This window comes from Streptomyces sp. B93 (genome assembly GCF_018070565.1).
Lineage (GTDB): Bacteria > Actinomycetota > Actinomycetes > Streptomycetales > Streptomycetaceae > Streptomyces.
In genome coordinates, this window is record NZ_JAGPXL010000012.1 from 10,694 (window position 1) to 37,637 (window position 26,944).

Annotated in this window: 15 protein-coding genes and 2 pseudogenes; 8 read left to right on the forward strand and 9 right to left on the reverse strand. The window is 70.0% G+C overall.

Annotation, left to right across the window (positions count from 1 at the left end; translation table 11 throughout):
* Positions 1-28: 28 nt before the first annotated feature.
* Positions 29-2,365, forward strand: a complete 2,337-nt coding sequence (locus tag KBY47_RS14250) for a bifunctional salicylyl-CoA 5-hydroxylase/oxidoreductase (protein WP_247694691.1) — start codon at positions 29-31, stop codon at positions 2,363-2,365.
* Here the strand turns inward: KBY47_RS14250 and KBY47_RS14255 are convergent.
* The 5 genes from KBY47_RS14255 to KBY47_RS14275 form a co-directional block, all read right to left on the reverse strand.
* Entirely contained in the window at positions 2,334-3,551 is a 1,218-nt protein-coding gene (locus tag KBY47_RS14255) for a sulfate adenylyltransferase subunit 1 (RefSeq protein ID WP_210921463.1), read from the reverse strand. The two genes, KBY47_RS14250 and KBY47_RS14255, sit on opposite strands and share 32 nt — an antisense overlap.
* A 2-nt stretch (positions 3,552-3,553) precedes the next feature.
* A complete protein-coding gene (cysD, locus tag KBY47_RS14260; RefSeq protein ID WP_210921464.1) occupies positions 3,554-4,456 on the reverse strand; it encodes a sulfate adenylyltransferase subunit CysD in 903 nt (300 codons plus the stop codon).
* Complete coding sequence (gene cysC / locus KBY47_RS14265; RefSeq protein WP_210921465.1) at positions 4,453-5,004, reverse strand: adenylyl-sulfate kinase; 552 nt, start codon at positions 5,002-5,004, stop codon at positions 4,453-4,455. Before cysC ends, cysD begins: the two co-directional genes overlap by 4 nt.
* A 185-nt stretch (positions 5,005-5,189) precedes the next feature.
* Complete coding sequence (locus KBY47_RS14270) at positions 5,190-6,002, reverse strand: PaaX family transcriptional regulator C-terminal domain-containing protein (protein WP_210921466.1); 813 nt, start codon at positions 6,000-6,002, stop codon at positions 5,190-5,192.
* A gap of 28 nt (positions 6,003-6,030) precedes the next feature.
* The gene (locus KBY47_RS14275; protein ID WP_210921467.1) at positions 6,031-7,632 is read right to left on the reverse strand and encodes an AMP-binding protein; all 1,602 of its coding nucleotides are present in this window, start codon (positions 7,630-7,632) and stop codon (positions 6,031-6,033) included.
* 117 nt (positions 7,633-7,749) lie between these two features.
* On the opposite strand from KBY47_RS14275, the gene KBY47_RS14280 reads away from it, so the two are divergent.
* From KBY47_RS14280 to KBY47_RS14305, 6 genes are all read left to right on the forward strand, one after another.
* Positions 7,750-9,105 carry an acyl-CoA dehydrogenase family protein gene (locus tag KBY47_RS14280; protein ID WP_210921468.1) on the forward strand — a complete coding sequence of 452 codons (1,356 nt, stop codon included), beginning with the start codon at positions 7,750-7,752 and terminating at the stop codon, positions 9,103-9,105.
* Positions 9,095-9,493, forward strand: a complete 399-nt coding sequence (locus tag KBY47_RS14285; RefSeq protein WP_210921469.1) for a RidA family protein — start codon at positions 9,095-9,097, stop codon at positions 9,491-9,493. Before KBY47_RS14280 ends, KBY47_RS14285 begins: the two co-directional genes overlap by 11 nt.
* Before the next feature lie 136 nt (positions 9,494-9,629).
* Positions 9,630-10,064: a DUF6299 family protein gene (locus tag KBY47_RS14290; protein WP_210921470.1), complete on the forward strand. Its 435-nt coding sequence runs from the start codon at positions 9,630-9,632 to the stop codon at positions 10,062-10,064.
* 312 nt (positions 10,065-10,376) lie between these two features.
* Positions 10,377-14,687, forward strand: a complete 4,311-nt coding sequence (locus KBY47_RS14295) for a LamG-like jellyroll fold domain-containing protein (protein WP_247694692.1) — start codon at positions 10,377-10,379, stop codon at positions 14,685-14,687.
* A gap of 121 nt (positions 14,688-14,808) precedes the next feature.
* On the forward strand, positions 14,809-21,729 hold the full coding sequence (locus KBY47_RS14300; protein ID WP_247694693.1) for an RHS repeat-associated core domain-containing protein: 6,921 nt from the start codon (positions 14,809-14,811) through the stop codon (positions 21,727-21,729).
* Between the two features lie 6 nt (positions 21,730-21,735).
* Complete coding sequence (locus KBY47_RS14305; protein ID WP_210921471.1) at positions 21,736-22,404, forward strand: hypothetical protein; 669 nt, start codon at positions 21,736-21,738, stop codon at positions 22,402-22,404.
* Between the two features lie 93 nt (positions 22,405-22,497).
* Here KBY47_RS14305 and KBY47_RS14310 read toward each other — a convergent pair.
* The 4 genes and pseudogenes from KBY47_RS14310 to KBY47_RS14325 form a co-directional block, all read right to left on the reverse strand.
* Positions 22,498-23,804, reverse strand: a pseudogene (locus KBY47_RS14310) (tyrosine-type recombinase/integrase).
* A complete protein-coding gene (locus tag KBY47_RS14315; protein WP_210921472.1) occupies positions 23,804-24,028 on the reverse strand; it encodes a helix-turn-helix domain-containing protein in 225 nt (74 codons plus the stop codon). The pseudogene KBY47_RS14310 and the gene KBY47_RS14315 overlap by 1 nt, the downstream one beginning before the upstream one ends.
* A pseudogene (locus KBY47_RS14320) lies at positions 24,028-24,702 on the reverse strand (replication initiator); the annotation flags it as partial. The gene KBY47_RS14315 and the pseudogene KBY47_RS14320, both read right to left, overlap by 1 nt.
* A 405-nt stretch (positions 24,703-25,107) precedes the next feature.
* The gene (locus tag KBY47_RS14325; RefSeq protein WP_247694694.1) at positions 25,108-26,448 is read right to left on the reverse strand and encodes a tol-pal system YbgF family protein; all 1,341 of its coding nucleotides are present in this window, start codon (positions 26,446-26,448) and stop codon (positions 25,108-25,110) included.
* A gap of 200 nt (positions 26,449-26,648) precedes the next feature.
* On the opposite strand from KBY47_RS14325, the gene KBY47_RS36535 reads away from it, so the two are divergent.
* Positions 26,649-26,933: a hypothetical protein gene (locus tag KBY47_RS36535; protein ID WP_247694695.1), complete on the forward strand. Its 285-nt coding sequence runs from the start codon at positions 26,649-26,651 to the stop codon at positions 26,931-26,933.
* The last annotated feature ends 11 nt before the right edge of the window (positions 26,934-26,944 follow it).

Here is a 26,944-nt window from a genome sequence, read left to right on the forward strand (position 1 = left end):
GTCCCCAGGGGCGCGGGGCAGTGCCGATATGCGGCTCCGCCGCGGGGCGCGACCAGCCACCCACAACCCGCAGCCGCAGGACATAGCGATCGTCGGCGGCGGCCCAGGCGGCCTCTACGCCGCCGCCCTCCTGAAAAGACTCGACCCGAACCGCCAGGTCACCGTCTGGGAACGCAATGCCCCCGGCGACACCTTCGGCTTCGGCGTCGTCCTCTCCGACGAAACCCTCGGCGGCATGGAACACGCCGACCCCACCGTCCACGCCGCCCTCCAGCCCCACTTCACCCGCTGGAACGACATCCACATCACCCACCGCGGCACCCACCACACCTCCGGCGGACACGGCTTCGCCGCGCTGGGCCGGCACCGTCTCCTCAAGGTCCTCCAGGACCGCTGCCACGCCCTCGGCGTGGACCTCAGGTTCCGCACCGAGGCCCCGTACCCGGCCTGGCTCGCCGAGAGCCACGACCTGGTCATCGCCGCCGACGGCGTGCACAGCACGACCCGCGAGGCGTACGCCGACGCCTTCCGCCCCCGGCTCACCCACCACCGCTGCCGCTACATCTGGCTCGCCGCCGACTTCGCCTTCGACGCCTTCCGCTTCGACATCGCCGAGACCGAGCACGGCGTGATGCAACTGCACGGCTACCCGTACGCCCCCAACGCCTCCACCGTCATCATCGAGATGCGCGAGGAGGTCTGGCGGGCGGCGGGCCTGGCCGACCTCGACGTGCGGGAGTCCGTCGACCGCTGCGCCAAGACCTTCGCCGACACCCTCGGGGGCCGCCCCCTGCGCTGCGGCACCTCGGCGTGGACGACCTTCCGCACGGTCGTCAACGAACGCTGGTCGCACGGCAACGTCGTCCTGCTCGGCGACGCCGCCCACACCGCCCACTTCTCCATCGGCTCCGGCACCAAACTGGCCGTCGAGGACGCCCTCGCACTCGCCGCCTGCCTCCAGGAACAGCCGACCACGGCCGACGCGCTCACCGCCTACGAGGCCGAGCGCAAACCCGTCGTCGCCTCCACCCAACGGGCCGCCCGCGCCAGCCTGGAGTGGTTCGAGGACCTGGGCCGGTACGTCGGCCAGCCACCCCGGCAGTTCGCGTTCAACCTGCTCACCCGCAGCCGCCGGGTCACCCACGACAACCTGAGGCTGCGCGACCCCCGTTTCACCGCCACCGTCGAGCGCGCCTTCGGCTGCCCGCCCGGCACACCCCCGATGTTCACCCCGTTCCGGCTGCGCGGCCTCACCCTGCGCAACCGGGTCGTCGTCTCCCCGATGGACCTGTACTCGGCGACCGACGGCGTCCCCGGCGACCTCCACCTCGTCCACCTGGGCGCCCGCGCCCTCGGCGGGGCCGCGCTGGTGATGACGGAGATGGTCTGCGTCAGCGAGCGGGGGCGCATCACCCCGGGCTGCGCCGGACTGTGGAACGGCCGCCAGACCGAGGCGTGGCGGCGGATCACCGACTTCGTGCACACCCAGGCCCCGGGCACCGCGATCGGCGTCCAGCTCGGCCACTGTGGCCGCAAGGGCTCGACCAAGCTGATGTGGGAGGGCATGGACGAGCCGCTGGACGACGGCAACTGGCCCCTGGTGGCCGCCTCCCCGCTGCCGTACCGGCCGGACGGCCAGACCCCGCGCGAGCTGACCCGTGCCCAACTGACCGACCTCCGCGAGGAGTTCGCCGCCGCCGCCGGCAGGGCCGCCCGCGCCGGGTTCGACCTGCTCGAACTGCACTGCGCGCACGGCTATCTGCTCTCCGGTTTCCTCTCCCCGCTGACCAACCACCGCACCGACGCCTACGGGGGCCCGCTTGAGCGGCGGCTGCGTTTCCCGCTGGAGGTCTTCGACGCCGTACGGGCCGTGTGGCCCGAGGACCGGCCGATGACGGTGCGGATCTCCGCCACCGACTGGGCACAGGGCGGCACGACCGCCGAGGACGCCGTCGCCATCGCCCGCGCCTTCGCCGCGCACGGCGCCGACGCGATCGACGTGTCGACCGGGCAGGTGGTCGCCGACGAGCGGCCGGAGTTCGGCCGCTCGTACCAGACGCCGTACGCGGACCGCGTCCGGCACGAGGCGGGCGTCCCGGTGATCGCGGTCGGCGCGATCTCCTCCTGGGACGACGTCAACTCGCTGATCCTCGCCGGACGCACCGACCTGTGCGCCCTCGCCCGCCCGCACCTCTACGACCCGCACTGGACCCTGCACGCCGCCGCCGAGCAGGGCTACGACGGTCCGGGCGCCGTCTGGCCCGCCCCGTACCGCGCGGGCAGCCGCCCGCCCCGCACGGGCCGCACCGACGCGCCCCGACCCCGCCTGACGCTCAACGGCCCAGGTCGGCCATCCCCGCCGTGAGCGTCGCGCCGTCGTCCGGATCGATCAGGATGAACGCTCCGGTGCGCCGGGAGACCCCGTAGTCGTCCAGGGCCAGCGGCTCGGCGGTGCGCAGCGCGATCCTGCCCAGGTCGTTGGCGGCCAGCTCGCTCGCGCCGTCCAGGTCCTTGACCAGGGCCTTCACGGTCCGGGTGGTGTGCCGCAGCAGCACCCGGTCGCCGACCCGCAGCGGACGGTCGGCCAGGTGGCACACCGCCGCGCGGACGTCCTGGGTGAGCGTCGGCGCGTCCACCCCGGCGGTGATCATGTCGCCGCGCGACACGTCCCGCTGGTCGGCCAGCCGCACGCCGACCGACTGCGGCGCGTACGCCACCCGCACGTCCCGGCCGAGCGCGTCGATGCCGGTGATCTCGGAGGTCTCGCCGGACGGATGGACGGTCACCCGGTCGCCGACCCGCAGCGCGCCGGACACCAACTGGCCCGCGTACTGCCGGACTTCGCCGTGCCGGATGACGTACTGGACCGGGAAGCGGGCCGGCGCGTCGGCCGAGGTGCGGCCGACCGGCACGCTCTCCAGGAACTCCAGCAGCGCCGGGCCCCGGTACCACCCCATGCGCGCGGACCGCTCGACGACGTTGTCCCCGGCCAGCGCCGAGACGGGGATCGGGGTGAAGCCGGGCAGCCCGACCTCGGCCGCGAGCCCGGCGAAGTCCTCGGCGATCCGCTCGAACTCCGCCTCCCGGTAGTCGACGAGGTCCATCTTGTTGACGGCGAGCACGACGTGCGGGACCCGCAGGAGTCCGGCGATCGCCGCGTGCCGCCGGGTCTGCTCGACCACGCCGTGCCGGGCGTCGACGAGGACGACCGTCAGTTCGGCGGTCGAGGCGCCGGTGACCATGTTCCGGGTGTACTGCACATGCCCCGGGGTGTCCGCGAGGATGAACCGCCTGCGCGGGGTGGCGAAGTAGCGGTAGGCCACGTCGATGGTGATGCCCTGCTCCCGCTCGGCCCGCAGACCGTCCGTCAGCAGGGCCAGGTCGGGGGCGGACTGCCCCCGGTTGCGGGACACGTGCTCCACGGCCTCCAACTGGTCGGCGAGGACCGACTTGGAGTCGTGCAGCAGCCGTCCCACGAGGGTGGACTTGCCGTCGTCGACGGAACCGGCGGTGGCGAACCGCAGGGTGTCGACGGTCGTGGTGGTGCTCATGCTTAGAAGTACCCCTCGCGCTTGCGGTCTTCCATCGCGGCCTCGGACAGCTTGTCGTCGGCCCGGGTGGCGCCCCGCTCGGTGAGGCGGGAGGCGGCGATCTCGGCGATCACCTTCTCGATGGTGTCGGCGTCGGAGTCGACCGCGCCGGTGCAGGACATGTCGCCCACGGTGCGGTAGCGGACCTGCCGCTTCTCCACCGTCTCGGACTCCTTCGGCCCGCCCCACTCACCGGCCGTGAGCCACATGCCGTCCCGGCGGAAGACCTCGCGGTAGTGGGCGTAGTAGATCTGGGGCAGTTCGATGCCCTCGCGGGCGATGTACTGCCAGACGTCGAGTTCGGTCCAGTTGGACAGGGGGAAGACGCGGACGTGTTCGCCGGGGGCGTGGCGGCCGTTGTAGAGGTTCCACAGCTCGGGGCGCTGGCGGCGCGGGTCCCACTGGGAGAACTCGTCGCGCAGTGAGAACACCCGCTCCTTGGCGCGTGCCTTCTCCTCGTCCCGGCGCCCGCCGCCGAAGACGGCGTCGAACTTCTCGTTCTGGATCTTCTCGGTGAGGGGGAGGGTCTGGAGGGGGTTGCGGGTGCCGTCGGGGCGTTCCTTGAGGATGCCGCGGTCGATGTAGTCCTGTACGGAGGCGACGTGCAGGCGCAGGCCGTGCTGTTCGACGGTGCGGTCGCGGTAGGCGAGGACCTCGGGGAAGTTGTGCCCGGTGTCCACGTGGAGCAGGGCGAAGGGGACGGGCGCGGGGGCGAAGGCCTTGAGCGCCAGGTGCAGCATGACGATGGAGTCCTTGCCGCCGGAGAACAGGATCACCGGCTTCTCGAACTCGCCCGCCACCTCACGGAAGATGTGGACCGCCTCGGACTCCAGCGCGTCCAGGTGGGAGAGCGCGAAATCACTCATACGAGCCCCCGCTCCACCAGCACCGAGTGGACGAGGTCGGCCGACTCGCGCGGGGTCTGGTCCTGCGTCTTGAGCACCAGCGCCGGGTCCACCGGCTCCTCGTACGGGTCGTCGACGCCGGTCAGCCCGGTCAGTTCGCCCGCGGCCTGCCTGGCGTACAGGCCCTTCACGTCCCGCTCGCTGCACACCTCCACCGGGGTCGCCACATGCACCTCGACGTACGGCGTTCCGCTCGCCTCGTGCCGTCTGCGCACGGCCTCGCGGCTGTCGGCGTACGGGGCGATGACCGGGACGAGCGACAGCACACCGTTGCGGGCCAGCACCTCCGAGACCAGGCCGATGCGTTGCACGTTGGTGTTGCGGTCCGCACGGGAGAAGCCGAGCCCGGCGGAGAGGAAGCGGCGGATCTCGTCGCCGTCGAGCACCTCCACCCGGTGTCCCTCAGATCTGAGCCGGTCCCCGAGCAGGCGGGCGATCGTCGTCTTGCCCGCGCTCGGCAACCCGGTGAGCCAGATCGTGGCTCCCTGAGCCCTTGCCGGTGTGGTCATGCGCGACATCCTCTTTCTCTGCTGGCATGGGGCTCAACGAACGCTAGGTAAGAAACTTGAGAAGAGGAAGAGAAGACCGTGAGGGTTCCATAAGGGTCCGGTGATGTGCCCGAGGTCACAGGGCTGTGGTCGCCCGAGTCACTCGCGGGCTGTAGCGGAAATCACAATTCCGCTCTCGTCGGGGCTCACAGCCCGGCGAACTCGGCCCCCGCGTCCCGCAGCCGCTCGTGCAACTCCCTGAAGACCGCGGCCGACCGCGCGCCCGGCCAGCCGGCGGGCAGCAGATGGGCGGGGAGCCCGGGGTCGGCGTAGGGGAGGTGGCGCCAGGAGTCGAGGGCGCGGAGGTAGTCGCGGTACGCCTCCTCGGGCGGGGTGCCGGCCCGCCGCCGCCAGTCGGCCAGCACGGGTGCGTGACGGTCGAGGAACGCCTCGTGCTGCTTGGCGATGGCCGCCAGGTCCCACCAGCGGGCGACCGCCTCCACGGTGGGCGCGAAGCCGAGATGGTCGCCGCGGAAGAAGTCCACGTAGGCGTCGAGCCGCAGCCGCTGAAGGGTGTGCCGGGTCTCCTCGTACAGCCGGGCGGGCGCGACCCACACGCCGGGCGCGGCGGTGCCGAAGCCGAGTCCGGCCAGCCGGGAGCGCAGTACGTGACGTTTCTGCCGCTCCGACTCCGGCACCGAGAACACGGCGAGCACCCAGCCCTCGTCCCCGGCGGGCGCGGTGGCGTAGATGCGGCGGTCGCCGTCGTCGAGCAACTGGCGTGCGTCCGGGGAGAGTTCGTACCCGGCGGTGCCTTGCGCGGTGCGGGCGGGCAGCAGCAGGCCGCGCCGCTTGAGCCGGGAGACCGAGGAGCGGACCGACGGCGCGTCCACGCCCACCGCCGCCAGCAGGCGGATCAGCTCCGCGACGGGCATCGGGCCGGGCAGGAACCGGCCGTAGGCGCCGTAGAGCGTGACGATCAGAGACCGAGGAGCATGCTGGTCGGACACGTTGATCATCTTACGGCGTCGGGGATCGCCGTATGGATCACCGCTGGTCACCCGCCGTACGCAGCCGGAACCGCTGGAGTTTGCCGGTCGCGGTGCGCGGCAGCGCGTCCAGGAAGACGATCTCGCGCGGGCACTTGTACGGCGCCAGCTCGGACTTGACGAAGGCGCGCAGCGCGTCGCCGTCCCGTGGCACGCCCTCCCGTACGACGACGAAGGCGACCACCGCCGTCCCGCGGGCCTCGTCGGGGCGGCCGACGACCGCCGCCTCCACCACGTCCGGGTGGCGCAGCAGCGCGTCCTCGACCTCCGGTCCGGCGATGTTGTACCCGGCCGAGATGATCATGTCGTCGGCGCGGGCGACATAGCGGAAGTAGCCGTCGGGTTCACGGACGTAGGTGTCGCCGGTGAGGTTCCAGCCGTCGCGGACGTACTCCCGCTGCCGGGGATCGGCGAGATAGCGGCAGCCGACCGGCCCGCGCACCGCCAGCAGTCCGGGCTCCCCGTCGGGCACGGGCTCGCCGTCGGCGTCCTGCACGCGCGCGTGCCAGCCGGGGACGGGCAGGCCCGTGGTGCCGGGGCGGATGTCCTCGTCGGCGGCGGAGACGAAGATGTGCAGCAGTTCGGTGGCGCCGATGCCGTTGATGACGCGCAGGCCGGTGCGTTCGTGCCAGGCGTGCCAGGTGGCCGCGGGCAGGTTCTCGCCCGCCGAGACACAGCGGCGCAGCGAGGTCACGTCGTGCCCGTCGAGGTCGCCGAGCATCGCGCGGTACGCGGTCGGCGCGGTGAACAGCACCGACACCCGGTGCTCGGCGATCGCGGGCAACAGCTGGGCGGGGCCCGCCTGTTCGAGCAGCAGCGCGCTGGCCCCGGCGCGCATCGGGAAGACGACGAGCCCGCCGAGCCCGAAGGTGAAGCCGAGCGGGGGGCTGCCCGCGAACACGTCGTCGGCGCTCGGCCGCAGCACGTGCCGGGAGAAGGTGTCGGCGATCGCGAGGACGTCCCGGTGGAAGTGCAGGCACCCCTTGGGGCGGCCGGTGGTGCCGGAGGTGAAGGCGATCAGCGCGACGTCGTCGGCGGCGGTGTCCACGGCCGGGTACGGGGTGTCGGGTGCTGGGCGGCCCAGCAGGTCGTCGGGGCCGTCACCGCCGTAGGTGACGATCCTGAGCCCCGGTATCTCCGCCTTGGCGAGGTCGTCCACGGAGCGGATGTCGCACAGCGCGTGCCCGACCCGGGCGATCTCGCACATCGTGCGCAGCTCGCCGGGGCGCTGCTGGGCCAGCACGGTCACCGCGACCGCGCCCGCCTTCAGCACGGCCAGCCAGCAGGCCGCCAGCCACGGGGTGGTCGGGCCGCGCAGCAGCACCCGGTTGCCGGGTACGACGCCCAGACCGTCGGTGAGGACGTGGGCGAGCCGGTCGACGCGGGCGCGCAGGTCGCCGTAGCTCCAGGGCGGACCGGTGGGGGTGCGGAAGACGGGGCGGCCGGACGGGGGGCCGTCGAGGAGTTCGACGGCGCAGTTCAGCCGTTCCGGGTAGCGCAGCTCCGGGAGGTCGAAGGTGAGCCGGGGCCACTGGTCGGGCGGCGGGAGGTGGTCCCGCGCGAAGGTGTCGACGTGGGCGGAGCGGGTGGGACCGTCCATGGCGGTGCGCCCCCTCGGCTGGTGGGCGGCGTGTGGTCAACCGGAGCGTAGCGCGTTGGTGACGACAGTCAACGGAGCGCGATACCGTCGGGTCAGGCCCAGTGAGGAGGACCGGCGATGCCCGCATTCTCGCTCGACCCCGACCGGCTCAGGTGGCGCACCGAACTACGCGCCCTGGCCGACCGCCGCCTGCGCCCCCTGGCCGACAAGGGCGAACCGGGCCGCGTCAACCGCCCCCTCCTCGCCGAACTCGGCGGCCTGGGTCTCCTCTCCCGCCTGTTCACCTCCGGCGCGCTCGACCTCTGCCTGATGCGCGAGTCCCTCGCCGCCGTCTGCACCGAGGCCGAGACCGCCCTCGCCCTCCAGGGCCTGGGCGCCCACCCGGTCCACACCCACGGCACCGACGCCCAGCGCACCCGCTGGCTCCCGGGCGTCAGCGACGGCACCACGGTGGCAGCCTTCGCCCTCACCGAACCGGACGCGGGCTCGGACGCGGCGGCGCTGGCGCTGCGGGCGACGCCGGAGCCCGCCCGGACCCCCGCCGCGCCCCGACCGACGGGCCGACCCGCCGCCTCGCCGGAAGCTGGGCCGGGCGGTCCGGCGGGGCGTCCCGGCGACCCGCTGTTCGCACCGCCAGGCGACGGGCGGGCGCGGCAGTCCGGGGAATCGCCGGGCGCACGGACCGGCGCCGTGCCGGACCCGGGCGGCGGCAGCCGGGAGGCGGCGGTCGCCCTGGGTGCCGAACCCGACGGCCCCTCCGGCTGGCGGCTCACCGGAGACAAGTGCTGGATCTCCAACGCCCCCGAGGCCGACTTCTACACCGTCTTCGCCCGCACGGGACCCGGAGCGGGCGCGCGGGGCGTGACCGCCTTCCTCGTTCCGGCCGACCGCCCCGGCCTCACCGGCTCCCCCCTCGACATGCTCTCCCCGCACCCGATCGGCACCCTCCGCTTCGACGCCGTACCGGTCACCGCCGACGACATGCTCGGCGAACCGGGTCACGGCTTCCGGGTCGCGATGGGCACCCTCAACCTCTTCCGGCCCAGCGTCGGCGCCTTCGCCGTGGGCATGGCCCAGGCCGCGCTGGACGCCACCGTCACCCACACCGCCCACCGCCGGGCCTTCGGCGGCACCCTCAGCGACCTCCAGACGGTGGCCCACCAGGTCGCCGAGATGGCCCTGCGCACCGAGGCCGCCCGGCTGATGGTCTACGCGGCGGCCACGGCGTACGACGAAGGCGCCGCCGACGTCCCGCAGCGCGCCGCCATGGCGAAACTCCTCGCCACCGAGACCGCCCAGTACGTCGTCGACACCGCCGTCCAACTGCACGGCGCCCGCGCCCTGCGCCGCGGCCACCTCCTCGAACACCTCTACCGCGAGGTCCGCGCCCCCCGCGTCTACGAGGGCGCCAGCGAGGTGCAGCGCGACATCATCGCCCGCCACCTCTACGCCAGGAGCCGGAATGACCGCTGAACGCGTCAACCCGCCCGACCTCTCCCCGCCCACCGGCTTCTCCCACGCCGTCGTCGCCACCGGCACCCGCGTCGTCTTCCTGGCCGGACAGACCGCGCTCGACGAGGCGGGCGAGGTCGTCGGCGCGACCCTCCCCGACCAGTTCCGCCGCGCCCTCACCAACCTCCTCACCGCCCTGCACACCACCGGCGGCACCCCCGCCGACCTCGCCCGCGTCACCGTCTACACCACGGACGTCGCCACCTACCGCGCCCACGCCGCCGAACTGGGCCGCGTCTGGCGGGAACTGGCGGGCCGTGACTACCCGGCGATGGCCGTGGTGGAGGTCGTCCGCCTGTGGGACGAGGCGGCACTGGTGGAACTCGACGGCTTCGCGATGCTGCCGTAGGCCGTACACGTAGGCCGTACTCGTAGCCCGTGAGCAGCACGGAATCGCCCCGAAGGGGTGACGGTGACGGGGTTCGGCGCGCCCGCCGGGTACCAGTGGAGCACCCGCTCCCTTCCCCTCTCCAGGAGGTCTCCCCATGCCCGTACGCGCCCTGCTCGGCGCCGCCGCCGCGGTCCTGCTGCTCGCGGCCCCCGCGTCCGCCGACGCCCGCGGGATGGCCGACGCCCACGAGACGGTCACCGTCGACCCGACCGCCCGCGTCGCCCCCGACGGCACCGTCACCCTCACCGGCACCTACCGCTGCACCGGCGGCACCGGCCCCGTCTTCGTCAGCTCCTCCCTGCGCCAGGACCCCGACGAGGTCCGGTACGGCGTCAACGGCACCCGCGCGATCTGCGACGGCGTCGAACGCCGCTGGACCAACACCGGCCGCCCCGCCACGGCCACCACCTTCCACTCGGGCCCCGCCCACGTCGAAGCCACCCTGATGGAACTCACCACCGACTCGGGCCTCCCCCTGCCCCGCTTCCACGCCCACCGCGGCCAGGCGGTGACCCTGACGGAGGGCTGACCGCGGGAAATTCGACCGTGCCCCGCTGCCGGACGCGTCCGAACACTCCGCACTGACAGCACAGTTCGGGCGCACCGGCGACGGGCAGGTTCCGTTTTCCAGACTGGGGGGAGTTTCCTCTCGCCTGGCCATCTGTTCATTGAACCGACGTTTTGCAGCGTGCAACCGTGTTCGACGTCACATTTGCTGCTTGCGATCTGTCCAGGATGCACTAAAAAGCTCTTCTGGATCTCCACTCACTTTCCACTTAGCGTCCGATGCTGGCGTCCCTGACCAAGGGATTTCGCATTCGGCCGTAGCTGTGGGGTGGGCATGCGTGCGCGTAGGGGTGGAAACGGCAGACGTGGCCGGGGGTTAGCTTGGGCGCTGGCAGCAGCGGCGGTCATGGCGGGGGCGGGCGTGCCGTCGACGGCGCACGCGGCTGATGCGCCCGGGGCTCAGCAAACGAAGACTGCGGCGGAGGAAACCGACCCCGCAGCGGTGACCATAGATGACGCTCTGGCCAAGGCGAAGAGCTTAGGCAGGAGCGTCGAGGTCGGGTCGCTGCGCGGTGAGAGCCGTGACGTGCATGCCACGCCTGACGGGAACTTGGAGGCCCGCGAGTATCTGCGGCCGGTGCGTACGCGGGTCGGGGGCAAGTGGCAGCCGGTCGACACCGAGTTAGCGAAGAACTCGGCGGGGGCGGTGTCTCCGAAGGCGACCACGGTCGGGCTGGAGTTCTCCGCGGGCGGGAACGCACCGCTGGTGCGGATGACGAAGGCGGGACGCGAACTGGCGCTGTCCTGGCCGGGCGAGCTGCCCGTCCCGGAGTTGGACGGCGCCACGGCGACCTACCGGAACGTACTCCCGGACGTCGACTTGCGGATGGGGGCGCAAGTCGACGGCTTCACCCAGCTGCTGGTCGTCAGGTCGGCCGAGGCGGCGGCCAGTGAGCAACTGGCGGAGCTGCGGCTGGAGTTGGCGGCGGAAGGCGTGGACGTCCGTGAAACGTCGGAAGGCGGGCTGGAAGCGGTCGACCGGGGCGCCCAAGGCACGGTGTTCGAGGCGCCCGAGCCGCAGATGTGGGACTCCAGCACAGGTCCCCAGCCGACGGCGGGCAGCACGCCGACGAAGTCAGTGTCGGCCACGGCGGCGGACGCCCACGGTGAACCCGCGGCCGGCGAGTCGGGAAAGCTGGCGCCGGTCGGCGTGGACGTCTCGTCCGGCGGGGACGAGCTGGTTCTGACCCCGGATCCGGACGTGCTGAAGGGCAAGGACACCACGTATCCGGTGTTCATCGATCCTCAGTGGTACTCGCCGAGGGCGTCGGCGTGGACGATGGCGTCGAAGTACTGGGCGTCGTCGCCGCAATGGAAGTTCAACGGCGAGCCCAACGCCGGGATGGGCTACTGCGGCTGGTCGTACTGCCAGCCGAATGACACCAAGCGGCTCTTCTACCGCATTCCGGTCTCGAAGTTCGCGGGCAAGACCATTCTGTCTGCGGAGTTCGTGGTGCGGAACGTGTGGTCCGCGTCCTGCAACGCCCGCGGGGTACAGCTGTGGCGGACCAAGGACATCTCCACCTCCACGACCTGGAACGCCCAGAACAACTCCGAGTTCTGGATCGACCATCTGAGGACCGCGTCGTTCGCCCACGGCTATGAGGGCTGTGCTGCCAAGGACGCCGAGTTCGACGTGAAGGCGGCGGTGCAGCAGGCGGCGAACGGCAAGTGGTCGACGATGACGTTCGGGATGCGGGCGTCCGACGAGGGTGACCCGTACGGCTGGAAACGCTTCTCGGACGCGGCGTATCTGCGGGTGCAGTACAACCGTCCGCCGTCGCAGATCAGTACCTCGCAGCTGACCATGGACCCCGGCGGCACATGCGTGAAGGCCGACAAGATGCGGCGGGTGCGCTCGCAGCCCACCCTGCGCGCGACGAATGTGACCGATCCGGACGGCGACCGCGTCGCGGTGCAGTTCCGGGCACTGTGGGACGAGGGCGACGGGCGTAAACCGCACTGGACGCCACCGAAGTCGTCGTTCAAGGCATCCGGCTCCGACTTCTCCCTCAAACCGACGGGCCTGCCGACGAACAAGACCATCGTGTGGATGGCGCGCTCCTACGACGGGGCGCAGTGGTCGCCGTGGAGCTCGACCAACGCGCACGGCTGCTACGTCGTGTACGACACCAGCGTGCCTGCGGGGCCGTCGATCACCTCCGGGCAGTACCCGGTGTCCAACGCGGAGGACCCGGACGACCCCTGGTGGGACGGTGTCGGCCGCTACGGGACCTTCAGCATCGATTCCACGTCGTCGGATGTGACGAAGTACTGGTTCGGCATCAACGCGGACCCCAGCAGCAAGCACACCCTGACGACATCGGGCGGTGGAACCAGGACGGTGAAGTTCATGCCCACGCGCCTCGGCCTGAACTTCGTCACCGCGCAGGCATTCGACGCCGCGGGCAACGGCTCAGAACCGCGCACCTACTACTTCCGGGTCCGTGCGGGACAACCGGACCGGCTCACCTGGGACCTCGACGAGAGCGCCGGTGCGGCTGCGTTGAGTGGCTCGGGCGGCCCCTGGCCGGCAGCACTGCACGGCGGAGCGACGCCAGGTGGACAGGGAGTCACCGGCAAGGGGCTGCACTTCGACGGTGTGGACGACCGGGCGGCCACCGTCTCTCCGGTCCTGGACACCAGTACGAGCTTCTCGGTGTCGGTGTGGGCGAGGCTCGGCGACCTCGACCCGTCGCATGGCGCGGTCGCCGTCGCACAGGCCGGCAGCGAGAAGAGCGCGTTCGAGCTGTACTTCTCGCCGTCCCGCAGCGGTTGGGTGTTCGTGCGGCATTCCGCCGATTCCGAGACCGCGACGGCGTCGAGGGCGATGCAACCGGCCTGCGCGGCCGGTGACACGGCCTGCATGGGCAGCAGGCTCGACCGGTGGACCCATGTGGTCGGCGCGTTCAACCGTCCCGAAGGGCTGGTGAAGCTGTACGTAGACGGCGAGTTGGTCGCCACGGTGCCGTACAACGGGCCGTGGGACGCCCGGGGCGGCACCCTGCTGGGCGCCACGGAGACCGCCCGCACCCCCAACGGCTTCTTCTCCGGCGACCTCGACGAAGTGCAGCTCTACGACTACCAGCTCACCGACGCCCAGGTCGCCCGGCTGCACGACAAGCAGCCGGTGGACTCCGCCTACCGCCCGGCCAAGCTCATCTGGTCGATGGAGGACGACCCGCTGAAGTCGACGGCGGTGACGGGCCGTGCCCAGAAGGTGACCGCCACTGTGGCCGGGGGCGCAACGTTCGGCGCACCTGGGGTCGCGGGCGGCTCCCTGCACATGGACGGCATCGACGACCGCGCGGCCACCGCCCAGCCGGTGCTGAACACCGGGCGCAGCTTCTCGGTGTCGCTGTGGGCGAGGCTACCCGCGAACAAGGAGAACCGGCCGATGACCGCCGCCAGCCAGGCGGGCTCCACGAACCCGGGGTTCGAGCTGTACCACTCCTCGGCGCTGGGCGGCTGGGTGTTCGCCCGGGAACAGTCCGACAACAGCACGTCCGCGGTGGTTCGCGCCGAGCAGAACGCCTGTCCCTCCACCACCCCCAACTGCGCGGCGGCCCGTCTGGGCCAGTGGTCGCACGTGGTCGGCGTCCACGACTACGACGCCCAGCAGATCCGGCTCTACGTCGACGGCGTACTGAAGAGCACCACGTCGTTCACCACGCCCTGGCTGGCCACCGGTCCGCTCACCCTCGGCCAGACCCTCACCCCCAGCGGTCCGCGGTACCCCTTGGAGGGCGACCTGGACGACGTACGCCTGTACGACCGGACTGTCTCGGATGACGAGGTACGCCAGCTGTTCAGGCAGAACCCCGTGGTCAAGAGCCGCTGGAAGTTCGAGGAGGCCACCGGTAACCCGCCGGTCACTCCCGACGCCTCGTCAGAGGGCCATGCCCTGACGCTGTACAACGGCGCGACGACCGGGGTGGGCTGGGTCGACGGCGCCCTGGAACTGGACGGCGTCAACGACTACGCGTCGACCGCGACCGTACCAGTGGACACCAGCATGAGCTTCACGGTCTCGGCGTTCGCGTGGTCCGCGGCTACTCCGGCCGATGCCATGACCCTGCTCAGCGCACCCGGCGCGCAACAGAACGCCTTCTCAGTGCGATACGTGCCAAGCGAGAACCCTGGGCCCGACCCGGGACGCTGGCAGATCACCGTCGTCGACAAGGACACGGCCGACGCCTCACTCAGCCGCGTGGAGAACAGGCAGTTCTACGGCCTGGAGGAGTGGAACCACGTGGCACTGGTCTACGACGGATTCGCCGCGGAACTGCGGCTGTATGTCAACGGTGAGCTGGAGCAGGTGGCCTGCCCGGACACCGACGGCGACGGGGAGCCCGATAACGCGGTCTGCGGCGACCAGACGTCGCGGGCCGAGAACGTCCTGACGTTCAAGGCGGCGCGGTCGCTGGAGATCGGGCGCGCCACGGCGGGCACGTCGGGCACGGATTACTGGTCAGGTGCGCTCTCGGACGTGTGGACCTTCCAGGGCGCATTGACTGAGGCGCAGATCGGCGACCTGGCTCGTGGCGTTGCCGGTATGGACACCGTGGTTCCTGGCAGTAGCTGACTTCCGCCGTCGCGAGCCCGGTCTCCGGGCCGCCACGGCCCTCCCGGCTTGACACTCGACCTCCGGCCCGCCCACCCGCACGACGTGCGGGTGGAGCCCGTAGCGAAGGACGAATCACAGGATGAACGGCAGATCTAGCAGACGGTTCCGTACGCCGCGGCGACGTGTCGCGCTGGCCTCGGCCGCCGTCATGGTCGGCACGCTCCTACAGGGGGTGGCGCAGCCGGCCGCCGCCGTGGACGACGGCATGGGGCGCCCTGACCTTCCCGTCTCCGAAAGGCCGGTGCCTGGTACGACCGCCAAGGTCAAGCCGCGCACCCTGGCGAAGGGGCCCCGCACACCCGAGGCACCACCCGAGGCGGCCTGGCCGAAGGCTGCGACCGCGGTGGTCGACCTGCCGGGCGCCAACGCGAAGAGCAGCGCGCCGGAGGCTGTCCGCGCCAAGGGCCTGCCGCTGACCCTGACCCTGGACACGCGGGGCAAGGCGGGCAAGGACCCGGCGAGCGGCGCGGTCGAGGCACGCGTGCTGAGCCACCAGGCCGCCGAGAAGGCAGGGGCCGACGGGCTGCTGTTCACCCTTCGCGCCAAGGACGGGCAGTCCGGCCGGGTACGCGCCCGCCTCGACTACTCCGCCTTCGCCGAGGCATACGGCGGCGGATACGCTTCCCGGCTGACGCTGGTCGAACTGCCCGCGTGTTCGCTCACCACGCCGGAGAAGCCGCAGTGCCGCACCTCCGAACCGGTCGGGACGGTCAACGACACCGAGACGCAGACCCTCACCGCACAGAGCGTGACCCTCAGCGCCGCCGCCCCCACGGTGCTGGCCGCCGTGGCGGAGGCGCAGGGCGCGAACAGTGACTACCAGGCGACCCCGCTCTCCCCCTCGTCGACCTGGAGCACCGACCTCAACACCGGTGCCTTCTCCTGGTCCTACGACATGCCGGTGCCGGACGTCCCCGGTGGTCTGACCCCGAAGGTCGGGCTGTCCTACTCCTCGGGTTCCGTTGACGGGCGGACGGGGAACACCAACAACCAGGCGTCCTGGGTGGGCGACGGCTTCGAGATGTGGCCGGGCTTCATCGAACGGCGTTACAAATCGTGTGCCGAGGACGGCGTACAGAACGCGGACGGCAACAAGCCGGGCGACCTGTGCTGGGCCTACGACAACGCGTTCCTCTCCTTCAACGGCAAAGCCGGTGAGTTGGTGCCCACCGGCGCCAACTCCTGGAAGCTGAGGGACGACGACGGCACGAAGGTCGAACGGTACTACGGGGCCAACACCACCACGCGCGGCAACGGCGCCCGCGACGACGAGTACTGGAGGATCACCGCCCCGGACGGTACCCGCTACTACTTCGGCTACAACCGGCTGCCGGGCTGGTCGGACGGCAAGGAGACCACCGACTCCACCTGGACCGCGCCCGTCTTCGGGGACGACTCAGGGGAGCCCTGCCACGCCAGCACGTTCGCCGACTCGTGGTGCCAGCAGGGCTGGCGATGGAACCTCGACTACGTGCTGGACGTACACGGCAACGCCGTGGCCTACTACTACGACAAGGAGACCAACTCCTACGGCCGCAACCTCAAGGCCGCGGACGACACCCCCTATGTGCGCGGCGGCACCCTCGACCGCGTCGAGTACGGTCTGAAGACGTCCTCGATGTACAGCGTGAAGGCGCTGGCCCGCGTCGACTTCACCAACGGCGAGCGATGCCTGCCGGACTCCGCAACCACCTGCTCGTCCATCAGCACGGACGCCTTCTACTGGTACGACACCCCATGGGACCTGAACTGCGACAGCGGCGAGGACTGCGATCAGGGCCGTCTCTCCCCGTCGTTCTTCACCCGCAAACGGCTCACCCAGGTGACCACCCAGGTGTACGACGGCAGCGCCTACAAGAACGTCGACTCCTGGAAACTGGCCCACCGCTGGGGCCAGGCGGACACCGACTACCAACTGCTCCTCGACTCCGTCCAGCGCACCGGTCGCACCGCCGACCCGGCGATCACCCTGCCGAAGACCACCTTCGCCTACACTCAGCTCGCCAATCGCCTGGACAGGACCGGCGACGGCTACGCCCCCTTCGTCAAGGACCGGCTGTCGACGGTCGCCGACGAGTCCGGCGGACAGATCGACGTGGGCTATTCGGCCCCGGTCTGCGACTGGAACGCACTGCCGACCCCACAGACCAACACCACCCGCTGCTTCCCCCAGTACATCGGCGGCAGTACCACCGACGACCCCGAGCGGCAGTGGTTCAACAAGTACGTGGTCACCTCCGTCACAGCGACCGACCGCACGGGCGGCGCTCCGGACCAGGTCACCTCGTACCAGTACCTGGGCGGCGCGGCCTGGCACTACGACGATGACGACGGCCTGACCAAGGAGAAGTTCAAGACCTGGTCGCAGTGGCGCGGCTACGGCCACGTACGCGTCCAGACCGGCGGCCAGGGCGGTGCCTCGGCGATGAGGTCGCAGGCGGACACGTACTTCCTGCGCGGCATGGACGGCGACCGCCAGGATGCCTCCGGCGGGACCAAGTCCGTCGCCCTCACCCTCGGTGAGGGCGAGGGTGCCCCGATCACCGACCACGAGTCGGCGGCGGGCTTCGCCTACAAGACCGTCAGCTACTCCGGCCCTGGCGGCAAGGTCCTGGCCAAGACGGTCAGCCGCCCCTGGCACCACCGGACGGCGGAGAAGACCCGCAGCTGGGGCACGGTCACCGCGAACTTCACCGGCACCGCCCACACCAAGACCTTCACGTCCCTCGACGACGGCGCGGGCGCCAACTGGCGCACCACCTCGGCGGCCACGACGTACGACACCGTGGCCGGGCGCGTCACTCAGGTCGATGACCACGGCGACGACAGCACGTCCGCCGACAACCAGTGCACGCGCACCACCTACGCCACCAACGCCGGGCTCAACATTCTCAACCTCCCCTCCCGCATGGAGACGGTGGCCAAGGCATGTGACGCGACCGTCAGCCGCCCCGCTGACGTGATGTCCGATGTGCGTTCCGCCTATGACGGCGGTGCCTACGGCGCGTCCCCGACGAAGGGTGACGTGACGGCGGTCGCACTGTTGAAGGAGTACGACGGCACCACCGCGGTCTACCTGGAGTCCGGAGCCACGTTCGACTCCTACGGACGGACACTGACCAGCACCGACCTGACAGCGGACGTGAAGGTGACCGCGGCCGGTGCGCTCACGCGTACCGCGCGCAGTGACGGCCGCACCACCACCACCGACCGCACCCCGGCCACGGGCTTTCCCACGGCCACAAAGGTGACCACGCCTCCGGCGACGGCAGGTGACGCCACCTCGGCGCAGACCTCCACCACCACCCACGACACGCTGCGCGGCCTGGTACTGACGCAGACCGACACCAACGGCAAGGTCACCAACTTCGCCTACGACGCGCTGGGCCGCTCGGCGAAGGTGTGGCTGGCCGACCGGCTCACCGGGCAGACCCCCACCTACGAGTTCAGCTACACGATCGCCGAGGGCAAGCCGGTCGCGGTCGGCACCAAGACGATCGGCAACAGCGGTGTCCAGCGCACCTCCTACGCCCTGTACGACGGTTTCCTGCGCCCACGTCAGAGCCAGGAGCCCGGCCCGGACGGCGGGCGTCTGCTGGCGGACACCTTCTACGACGAACGCGGCCTGGTAGTCAAGGAGTTCGCGCCCTACTACACGGAGGGCGCCCCCACCACCAGCCTCTTCAAGCAGGACGACGCGCTGGCAGTCGAGACACAGAACCGCTACACCTACGACGGCCTCGGACGGACCACCGAGGTGAGACAGATCGCCGGCAACGGCGACGGCGGCACCATTCTCGGCACGGCGAAAACCATCTACGGCGGCGACCGCACCACCGTCATCCCACCCGTCGGCGGCACCGCCACCACCACGCTCACCGACGCCCGCGGCCAGATGACCGCACTGCGCCAGCACCACACCCGCAGCGCGAGTGCCGCGTACGACACCACCGCCTACGCCTACACACCGCGCGGCGAGCTGGCGAAGGTCACTGACGCGGCGGGCAACGCCTGGACCTACGAGTACGACCTGCTCGGCCGACAGACCAGGTCCACCGACCCGGACAGGGGCAAGACGCTCAGTACGTACGACGACCGGGGACAGCTGCTCTCGACCACCGACGCGCGAAACACCACGCTCGCCCACGTCTACGACAACCTCGGCCGCCAGACCGAACTGAGGGAAGGGTCCGCCACCGGCACCCTGCGCGCCAAGTGGGTGTACGACACGATCAGCGGCGCCAAGGGCCACCTCGCCGAATCCACCCGCTACGACAACGGCAACGCCTACACCACCAAGGTGGTCGCCTACGACCGCCTCTACCGCACCCTGCGCAGCTCCGTCACGATCCCGTCCTCCGAGGGCGCGTTGGCGGGAACGTACCTGTCGGCGACGGCGTTCAACGTGTCCGGGACCGTGCAGAGCATCAGCTTCCCCAAGGCCGGTGCCCTGTCCGCCAACGGCGTGGTCTTCACCTACGAGGACGCCACGCTGCGGCCCATCGCCCTGAGTGAGACACGGGGCATGAAGGCGACCGTCAGTTACAGCCTCACGGGCAAGCCGCTCCAGTACGAACTGTCCAACAGCGGCGGCCGGAAGACCTGGGTCACCAACGGCTACGAGTGGGGTACCCAGCGCCTGGCCACCTCGCGGGTCGACCGGGAGGAGGTCGCCGGGGTCGACCAGAACAGCAGCTACCGCTACGACGAGGCGGGCAACGTCCTGTCGGTCTCGGACGTCTCCCGCTCCGGCACCGACACCCAGTGCTTCACCTACGACGGCCTGCGGCGCCTGACCGAGGCATGGACCCAGAACACCGCCAGCTGCGCCACCGTCCCCAGCGGCAGCGGACTGGGCGGCCCGGCCCCGTACTGGCACTCCTACACCTACGACAAGGTGGGCAACCGCAAGACCGAGACCATCCATGACACCGGCGGCAACACGGCCAAGGACATTCAGCGGACCTACGCCTACCCCGGCGCGGGCAACGCGCAGCCGCACAAGCTGACCTCGGTCACCACCACCGGCCCGACCGGTACCGCGCAGGACACCTACGGTTACAACGAGACCGGCGATACCATCACCCGCACTCTGGGAGGCGACACCCAGACCCTCCTCTGGGACGCCGAGGGCCACCTCGCCAAGGTCACCGAACCGGTGGAGGGCGGCGCGGACAAGGTCACGGAGTACCTGTACGACGCCGAGGGCAACCGTCTGATCGGCCGGACCCCGACCGAGACCACCGTCTACCTCGGCAACACCGAACTCACCCTGGCCAAGGGCACCAGTACCCCGAAAGCCACCCGGTACATCGACCTCGGCGGCGGCAACCAGGCGGTCCAGGCCAACGACGGCAGTGTCTCGATCACCCTGGCCGACCACCACGGCACCGCCCAGCTCGCCATCGACACGGCAACCCAGCAGCTCACCCAGCGTCGTACCCTGCCCTTCGGAGGAACGCGCGGCACCGAGGCCACCAACTGGCCCGGCACCAAGGGCTTCGTCGGCGGCACCCGGGACGCAGCGACGGGCCTGACCCACCTGGGCGCCCGCGAGTACGACCCCGCTATCGGTCGCTTCCTCAGCCTCGACCCGCTCCTGGAGATCGACAAGCCGCAAACCCTCAACGGCTACAGCTACGCGGCTCAGAACCCGCTCACCTTCGCCGACCCCACCGGATTGCGTCTGGCTTGCGGACCGGAATTCGGCATGGGCTGCGGGACCGGCGTCGTCACTGATTCGGGCGGAAGCCTCTCCCACAACGGAAACCCGACCGGGGGCGGCAACATCGGTCAAAGGGGAGACGGGCCTGTCGCCGTACGGCCTTACGGCGATTCGATCACCGTCGGAGGCAAGTACGTACCGACCGAGGAAGAACTCCCGTCTGTATTCCCGTACTATTCCGAAAACTTGTCCTACCAGTCGAACCTGGAGCTGTGGGCCCGCTCCGAGTGCGGCCCTTCCAATGCCTCTTCAGAATTCTGTAACGGCGCCAACGCGCTCGGGTGGTTCGGCGGCAATCCCGACTTCGATGCGCTGGAAGTGCTTGGCGTCCGCGACTACGTTGACTGCGTGAAGGGCGAAGGCTGCAAGGGAGCGGCCATCGACGTGTCCGTCACCGTCCTCACTGCCGCCGCCGGTAAAGGGATAAAGGTTGCCGCGAAGGCATTCAAGCAAGCTCTCAAAAAGGGCGACAGTGTAGCCATTGACTGTCTTGTACAGGCCACCCACAGCTTCACCGCCGGTACGGAAGTCCTCATGGCAGACGGCACCAAGAAGCCGATCGAGGACGTCGAAATCGGAGACAAAGTCACTGCCACGGACCCGACAACGGGCGAGACAACCGTCCAAGAGGTCGTCGCCACGATCATCACCGAGGACGACAAGCACTTCGTCGACCTCACCCTGGGGACGGGGAACGGTGACGGGCCCCTCGTCGCCACGACCACCCATCCCTTCTGGTCAGTGTCCGAGAACCAGTGGATGGACGCCGGTGAACTATCCCCCGGCATGACCATCCGCACCGCAGACGGCTCCACTGTGCCGGTGGCCGCCACACGCGAGTTCGTCGAACGGCAGCGCACCTTCGACCTCACGGTGAGCGGGGTCCACACGTACTATGTGCTGGCGGGCGAGACGCCGGTACTCGTTCACAACAGCAACTGCGGTGTGGGTGACGCCCTGAAGGGCTGGCAAACGCGCTACTTCCAGATGGGTGACCAGCATCTGCGCCTGACCAAAGAGCGGATGCAGCACATACTGGAGCGTCACCACCCTTCATACCGCAAGGGGCCGGACAAGGCGACGCAGACGAACTTCAGGAAGAGCATGTCGATCCAAGACGTCGAGGATGCGATTAGAAGCGTTACTCAACAGAATCGTGGACTGATTTCGAGTCGAGGAGTCAACGACAGCTATCAGGTGGAAGGCGTTTACGGAGGGGTGACCTATACGATGGGAATTAGCAATGGCAGAATTGGCCAGTTCTACCCGCACTGATGACCGATGATCGTTGTCGAGAGCTACGCGATGATCCGCCCTCACGAGTTCATTCAATTCGAGTCGGTGCAGGACACCTCGACAGAGATTGACCTGATTGAAGGCGCAGTCGAGATTGCTATTGACGACTGTGTTCTGGTCGACACTCGGCTCTGGGACTACCTGTACCCCTTGTGGGCTTATCTGGCAGATTCTGTTTCGACGCTACGGGCGACGGGGGCAGGCTCCTTCAGATTCCCGGACCAGCCCATCCAGGTTGAGTTTGATCGAGCATCTAAGGGGGTGCTGCAGATAACTGTCTCTGGGGATGGGGAGCCTAGAAGGGCCATCGCTAATGAGTCCGAGTTCCTTCAGGCTCTGCGTTCGCGCGGTTCGGATTTCTTTAGCAAGCTCTCAGCTCGCTTTCCCGCAGAGCGGACCCTGATCGAACGTAGCTGGAAGAAGCTTTTGCGCGATCCGGTCGACTCCTTGCTGGCCGATATCCCGTGGGAGGAACGCGTTAGCGAGAGGCAGTCATCCGCTTTTCGTCAAGCGGAGCGAGTTATGGGTCGCCGCATGAACACTGCGCAGCGTGAGCGGCTGATTTCCGATGTAGCGGGACGACGGCTGTCTTTCGGCGAGTTGGTTTCACGCGCTGAACGTGAGCTGTGCGGCGCACAGCCGGGCAGTTCTTGACATCATGTGCGTTCGCGGTAGCGAATCTGGAGCCCCATCAGCTGTCGCTGATGGGGCTCCAGCGGCTTCTGACGGCAGTAGTTGACGGCAACGTCAGCGGATGAGGGCTGCGCAAGACGGCGGTTCGTCGCCGTCGGAGCGTGCCGTCTTGGGGTTCCCCGGGCTGCCGAGCGCGTTGCTGAGGGTGTCGATGGCGTCTCGCTGGAGGCGGAGTCGGACGTGGGCGTAGACGGTGGCGGTGACGCCGATGTGGGCGTGTCCGAGGAGTTCCTTGATGACGACGAGTTCGACGCCCTGTTCCAGGAGCAGGGTGGCCGTGGAGTGTCTGAGGTCGTGGAAGCGGATGCGGCGGAGGCTGGCCTTGCGCAGGAGCGCGGTGAACGCGCGGGTGAGGTTGGTCGGGTCGATCGCTCCGCCCTGCGTGGTGGCGAACACGTGCCCGCTGTCCTGCCACGTGGTGCCTGCGGCTTCCCGTTCGCGCTGCTGCTGCTCGTGGTGGTGCTTCAGCGAGTGGAGGCAGCGGGTGGGGAGGGCGATGCGGCGTTCGGAGGCCCGGGTCTTGGTGGGCAACGTGGTGAGTCCGGCGTTGCTGGTGCGCTGCAATGTGCGGCGGACGGCAGCGGTGCCCCGATCAAGGTCGAGATCTTCCCTGCGCAGGCCGAGGAGTTCGCCCTTGCGGAGTCCGGTGTGAAGGGCGAGTTCGAACAGGGCATGGAGCCGGTGACCCTCGGCCGTGGTGAGGAGTCGGCGGGCTTCGTCGGTGGTGAGGGGTTCGAAGCGTCGGGGCCGTGGGGAGCCGGTGCGGACGTTGCGGGCGACGTTGCGCGGGATTTCCTCTTCGCGGACGGCGTGTTCCAGGGCGGACTTGAGCACGGAGTGGATGTAGGTCAGGGTCAGCGGAGAGAGCCGCTTGGAGCAGCATGATCCGGTGGCGCAGCAACGGGGCGCATCACGCCGGGCATCGATGCCGCGTGCGCAGCACTGGCAGGTGGTGCGGAGCTGGTTGAGCCAGGTGCGGACGTCCTTGGCGGTGAGCTTGGCGAGCTTCTTCTTGCCCAGGCCGGGGATCAGGTACCGGTCGACGCAGGCGGCGTATCGCGTGTGGGTGTTCTCGCGTAGCTGGTGGACAGCGACGCTCTCCAGCCAGTACGTCAGGTACGCGGCCACGCTGCCTGCCGAGCACGGGACGGGGACGCCGCGCTTGCTGGCGGCGATCTTCTCGGTGAGCTTGGCCAGGGCGTCCTTGCGGGTGGTGCCGTAGACGCGGACGCGGCGGCGGCTGTTGCCCTGTGCGAGGACGTATCCGGCGGCTTCCCAGCGGCCGTCCTTGCGCTGGTAGATGGTTCCGTCGCCGTTGGCGCCACACGGCGGGAGGCGGGAGTGTCTCGGGGTGTGGTCATCAGGCGGCGGCTTCCTGGTCGAGGCGGGTGCGGATGAAGTCGGTGAGGGCGTGGGTGGGGATACGGCGGGCGCGGCCGAGGGTGATCGAGGCGAGCTGGCCGGAGCGGAGCAGGGCATAGACGGCGGAGCGGCCGAGCTGGAGACGGGTCATCACCTGGGGCACCGTCAGCAATTCCAGCGCCGTGTCCGCAACGCGGAGGACTACGGGCGGGGGCGAGGCCATCAGCAGTCCCCTTCGGCCACAAACTGCCGTTCCAGTTCCTTGCGATGACAGACGTCGGCCGCGAGGAGGGCCGCGCCGGGGCTATAGCCCGAGCCGAGGTAATCCCAGTGACCGACGACGAGCGTGGTCGTCGGGCCGGACTTGGGCAGGTCAGCGTGGACGCGGGCCTGTTCAGTACGCCAGGTGCGGCGGGCGGCGCGCAGCGCGCCGAGGGTGGTGGAGTAGGAGCGCGACTTGGTGGAGAAGTGGCCCCGGAAGCCGAGCATGTGCGCCCACTTCCAGAGCTTGAGGTCGGCGAACTCGGGCAGCCTGCCGAGTTCCCAGCAGGTGCGGATCATCTGCCGTACGTGCCGGGCGACGGCGAGGCGGGGCAGCGGCCGGGCCTGTCCGGTGCCGTCGCAGGCGGTGCACGGGAGCGGCATTCCGTGGGGCAGCACGGCGGTGGCGCCGCGTCCCTGGCAGGGGCGGCAGAACAGGGCACGGTCGAGGGCACCGGAGGCGTCGGCGGACTTGGTGGCGTACTTCGCCACGTAGGCGGCCACGGCCTGGTCGGTGAATTCGGCGTCGGTGCCGAATGCGGCGATCTCGCGTACGTCGAGCTGTTCGCCCCAGGCGAGTTCGCGTTCCCCAGAGTTGATCAAGGGCGTCCCGCTGACGCGGGCCGCCGCGCGCCGGCGGCCGGTGACCGCCGCCCGCTCCTGTCTGCCGCCCCGCTGGCGACGCCCACCGGCCACTCGGCGCGCAGCAGGCAAGCGATTCGACCCCGATCCCGGAAGCAACCGCATCGGCCTGTAGCTGCGCCGCAGGCCGTCTCCGCCGAACGCCGCACGGCACCTCGTCAGGCCGCGGCAGCCGAAAGCCGCGCGTCGTCGGCGTGCGGTCACAGGCGAGGGCACAGATCGAGCAGCCCAGCCCGCTGCCGAGCGGCCAGGCCGGAGCGGGGTGGATGCTGTGACGGAAGGAAGAGGCGTGGTTGAGGCCGGTGCGGGGTTGCTGGAGACACACGTGGCCGGTGATCTGTCGGCGCACCCGCCGCCGTGGCTGACTTTCTGTGGCTGAGCTTGAAGGTGCCACGGGAATCATGTGACCAGCGACGGTGGCGCGATCGTCCGTGCTCGGTCGTACAGATCGCGCGCCGTCGCGTTCTTAAGATGGGGGCGCAGGAGACCGAGCATCGCCTTCACGCGGTCGTCTGCGCGGCCGGACTGCACCTTGGGGTAGTCGTCGAGGGCCTGGTGCCAGGTGGCGCAGGCCGCTTCCAGGTGGCCGAGTTCCAACTGCCGCTCTGCCAACAGTCCGCGACGGTGTACTCGTGTGCGCTGGTACACGCTGGGGCGGAGCCGGTCCGCTTGTTGCATGGCTTCGACGGCTCCGGCTTTGTCGCCGAGTTCGTAACGTACCTGGCTGACGTGGTAGTTGAGCGAAGAGGGGTCATACGAGCCGAACGCCTTTCCGCGTGACTCGGCACGGTCCATGGCCGCCTCGGCCTCCCGGATGTAGCGCAGCGCGCTCGCACGGTCGCCGGTCTGCGCGGCGGCATGCGCCTGCTGGCCGACGAGGAAGGCCAGCATCCGAGGGCCGGCTTTCGGGGAAGCCGCGGCAGCAGCGTCGGCCAGCTCCATAGCCTTCGCCCCGTGGCGGAGGTCGACCGCCTGGACGCTCATGCCCCGCAGGGTGGTGCAGTACGTCAGGTGGTCCTCGGCAGCGCCCGCCAGCTCCAGAGCCTTGACGTAGTAGCGCTGCGCGAGACCGTGCAGACCTTCGTCCACGGCCATGTAGCCGGTCAGGTACAGCAGGTCCGAGGCGGCGGACAGCATCGCCTTGCGTACGTCCTCAGGTGCGTCGGCACGCAGGTAGGAGGCCACGGTGTTGACCATGAACGAGGCTGCCATGGGGCGTGCGTGACGACCGCCGAACTCGTCGTCCAGCTCCGAGACACGCTCGGTCATGGCGACGACCATGTCCACTTCGTTCATGCCGATGCGTGCTGTGCGGCCGGACTGGACGGCATCGGCACGCCCGACCACATCAGGCCAGCCGGGAATGGTGACGGCCACGGAGAACAGGCCGGCACCCAGGACGCTGCGGCGGGACGGGTCCATATCCAGCCTCCCCAGGTCGATCACCCCTTCCACGGTATCCGCAGCCGCGGAGGAGCGATCGTGTGGAACGGGCAGCCCGGCCTCGGCATGGGTGACGGGGCGGCCGAGGCGGCGGGAGAGAGCCTCGAGGATGCATCCGCGCACCGCACCGCGAGGGACGGTGCCACCGAGCCAGTGGCTCACCGCCGACTCGTCATAGCGCAGAGGGATTCCGGTCTCGGTGCCGACGCGGTTCACCGCCCGCGCGAACTGGCGGTGAGTCCAGCGGCTCTCGGCGAGCAGGCGCCCAAGCGCCACGTTCGGTTCACGCTTGGCCATGCCCTCAACTCCCCGTGACCTTGCGAACTTTCAAGGCTTTCAAGTCCTGGCGCTGCGGCAACGGTACCGCTGAGCGTGGTCGTGCGGTTGCGTAGTGGCAGCAGGCAACGGTGAGTCCTCGCCGCAGCCGTCGTCTGAAGGGCTGAGGGATGAGAAGCGAAGCACGGGCCCGTCTGGCCCGGATGACCGAGGATCGGGGCATGGACGGGGTGTTGAGGATCAACACCTACGAGGGCGCGGACCTGCCGCCGGGTTCGAACCGGTTCTCGCCGTGTCTCTGCCCGCAGCACCGTAGTGCCACGCCCGAGTACGGCGCGGAGAAGCTGAGCGTCGCAGTACGCGAAGCCAACCAGCGCAGCCGCGGAGCGGCTGTGAACCGGTTAGCCGCAGCCGTCGGCGGCTACGCCGGACCAGTCCTGATCATCACCATCTCGGGATCGGCCGGCTTCGTCCTGGGCGTCGCCGCCGCATCCAACCCCACCTGACTCCTCCCCGT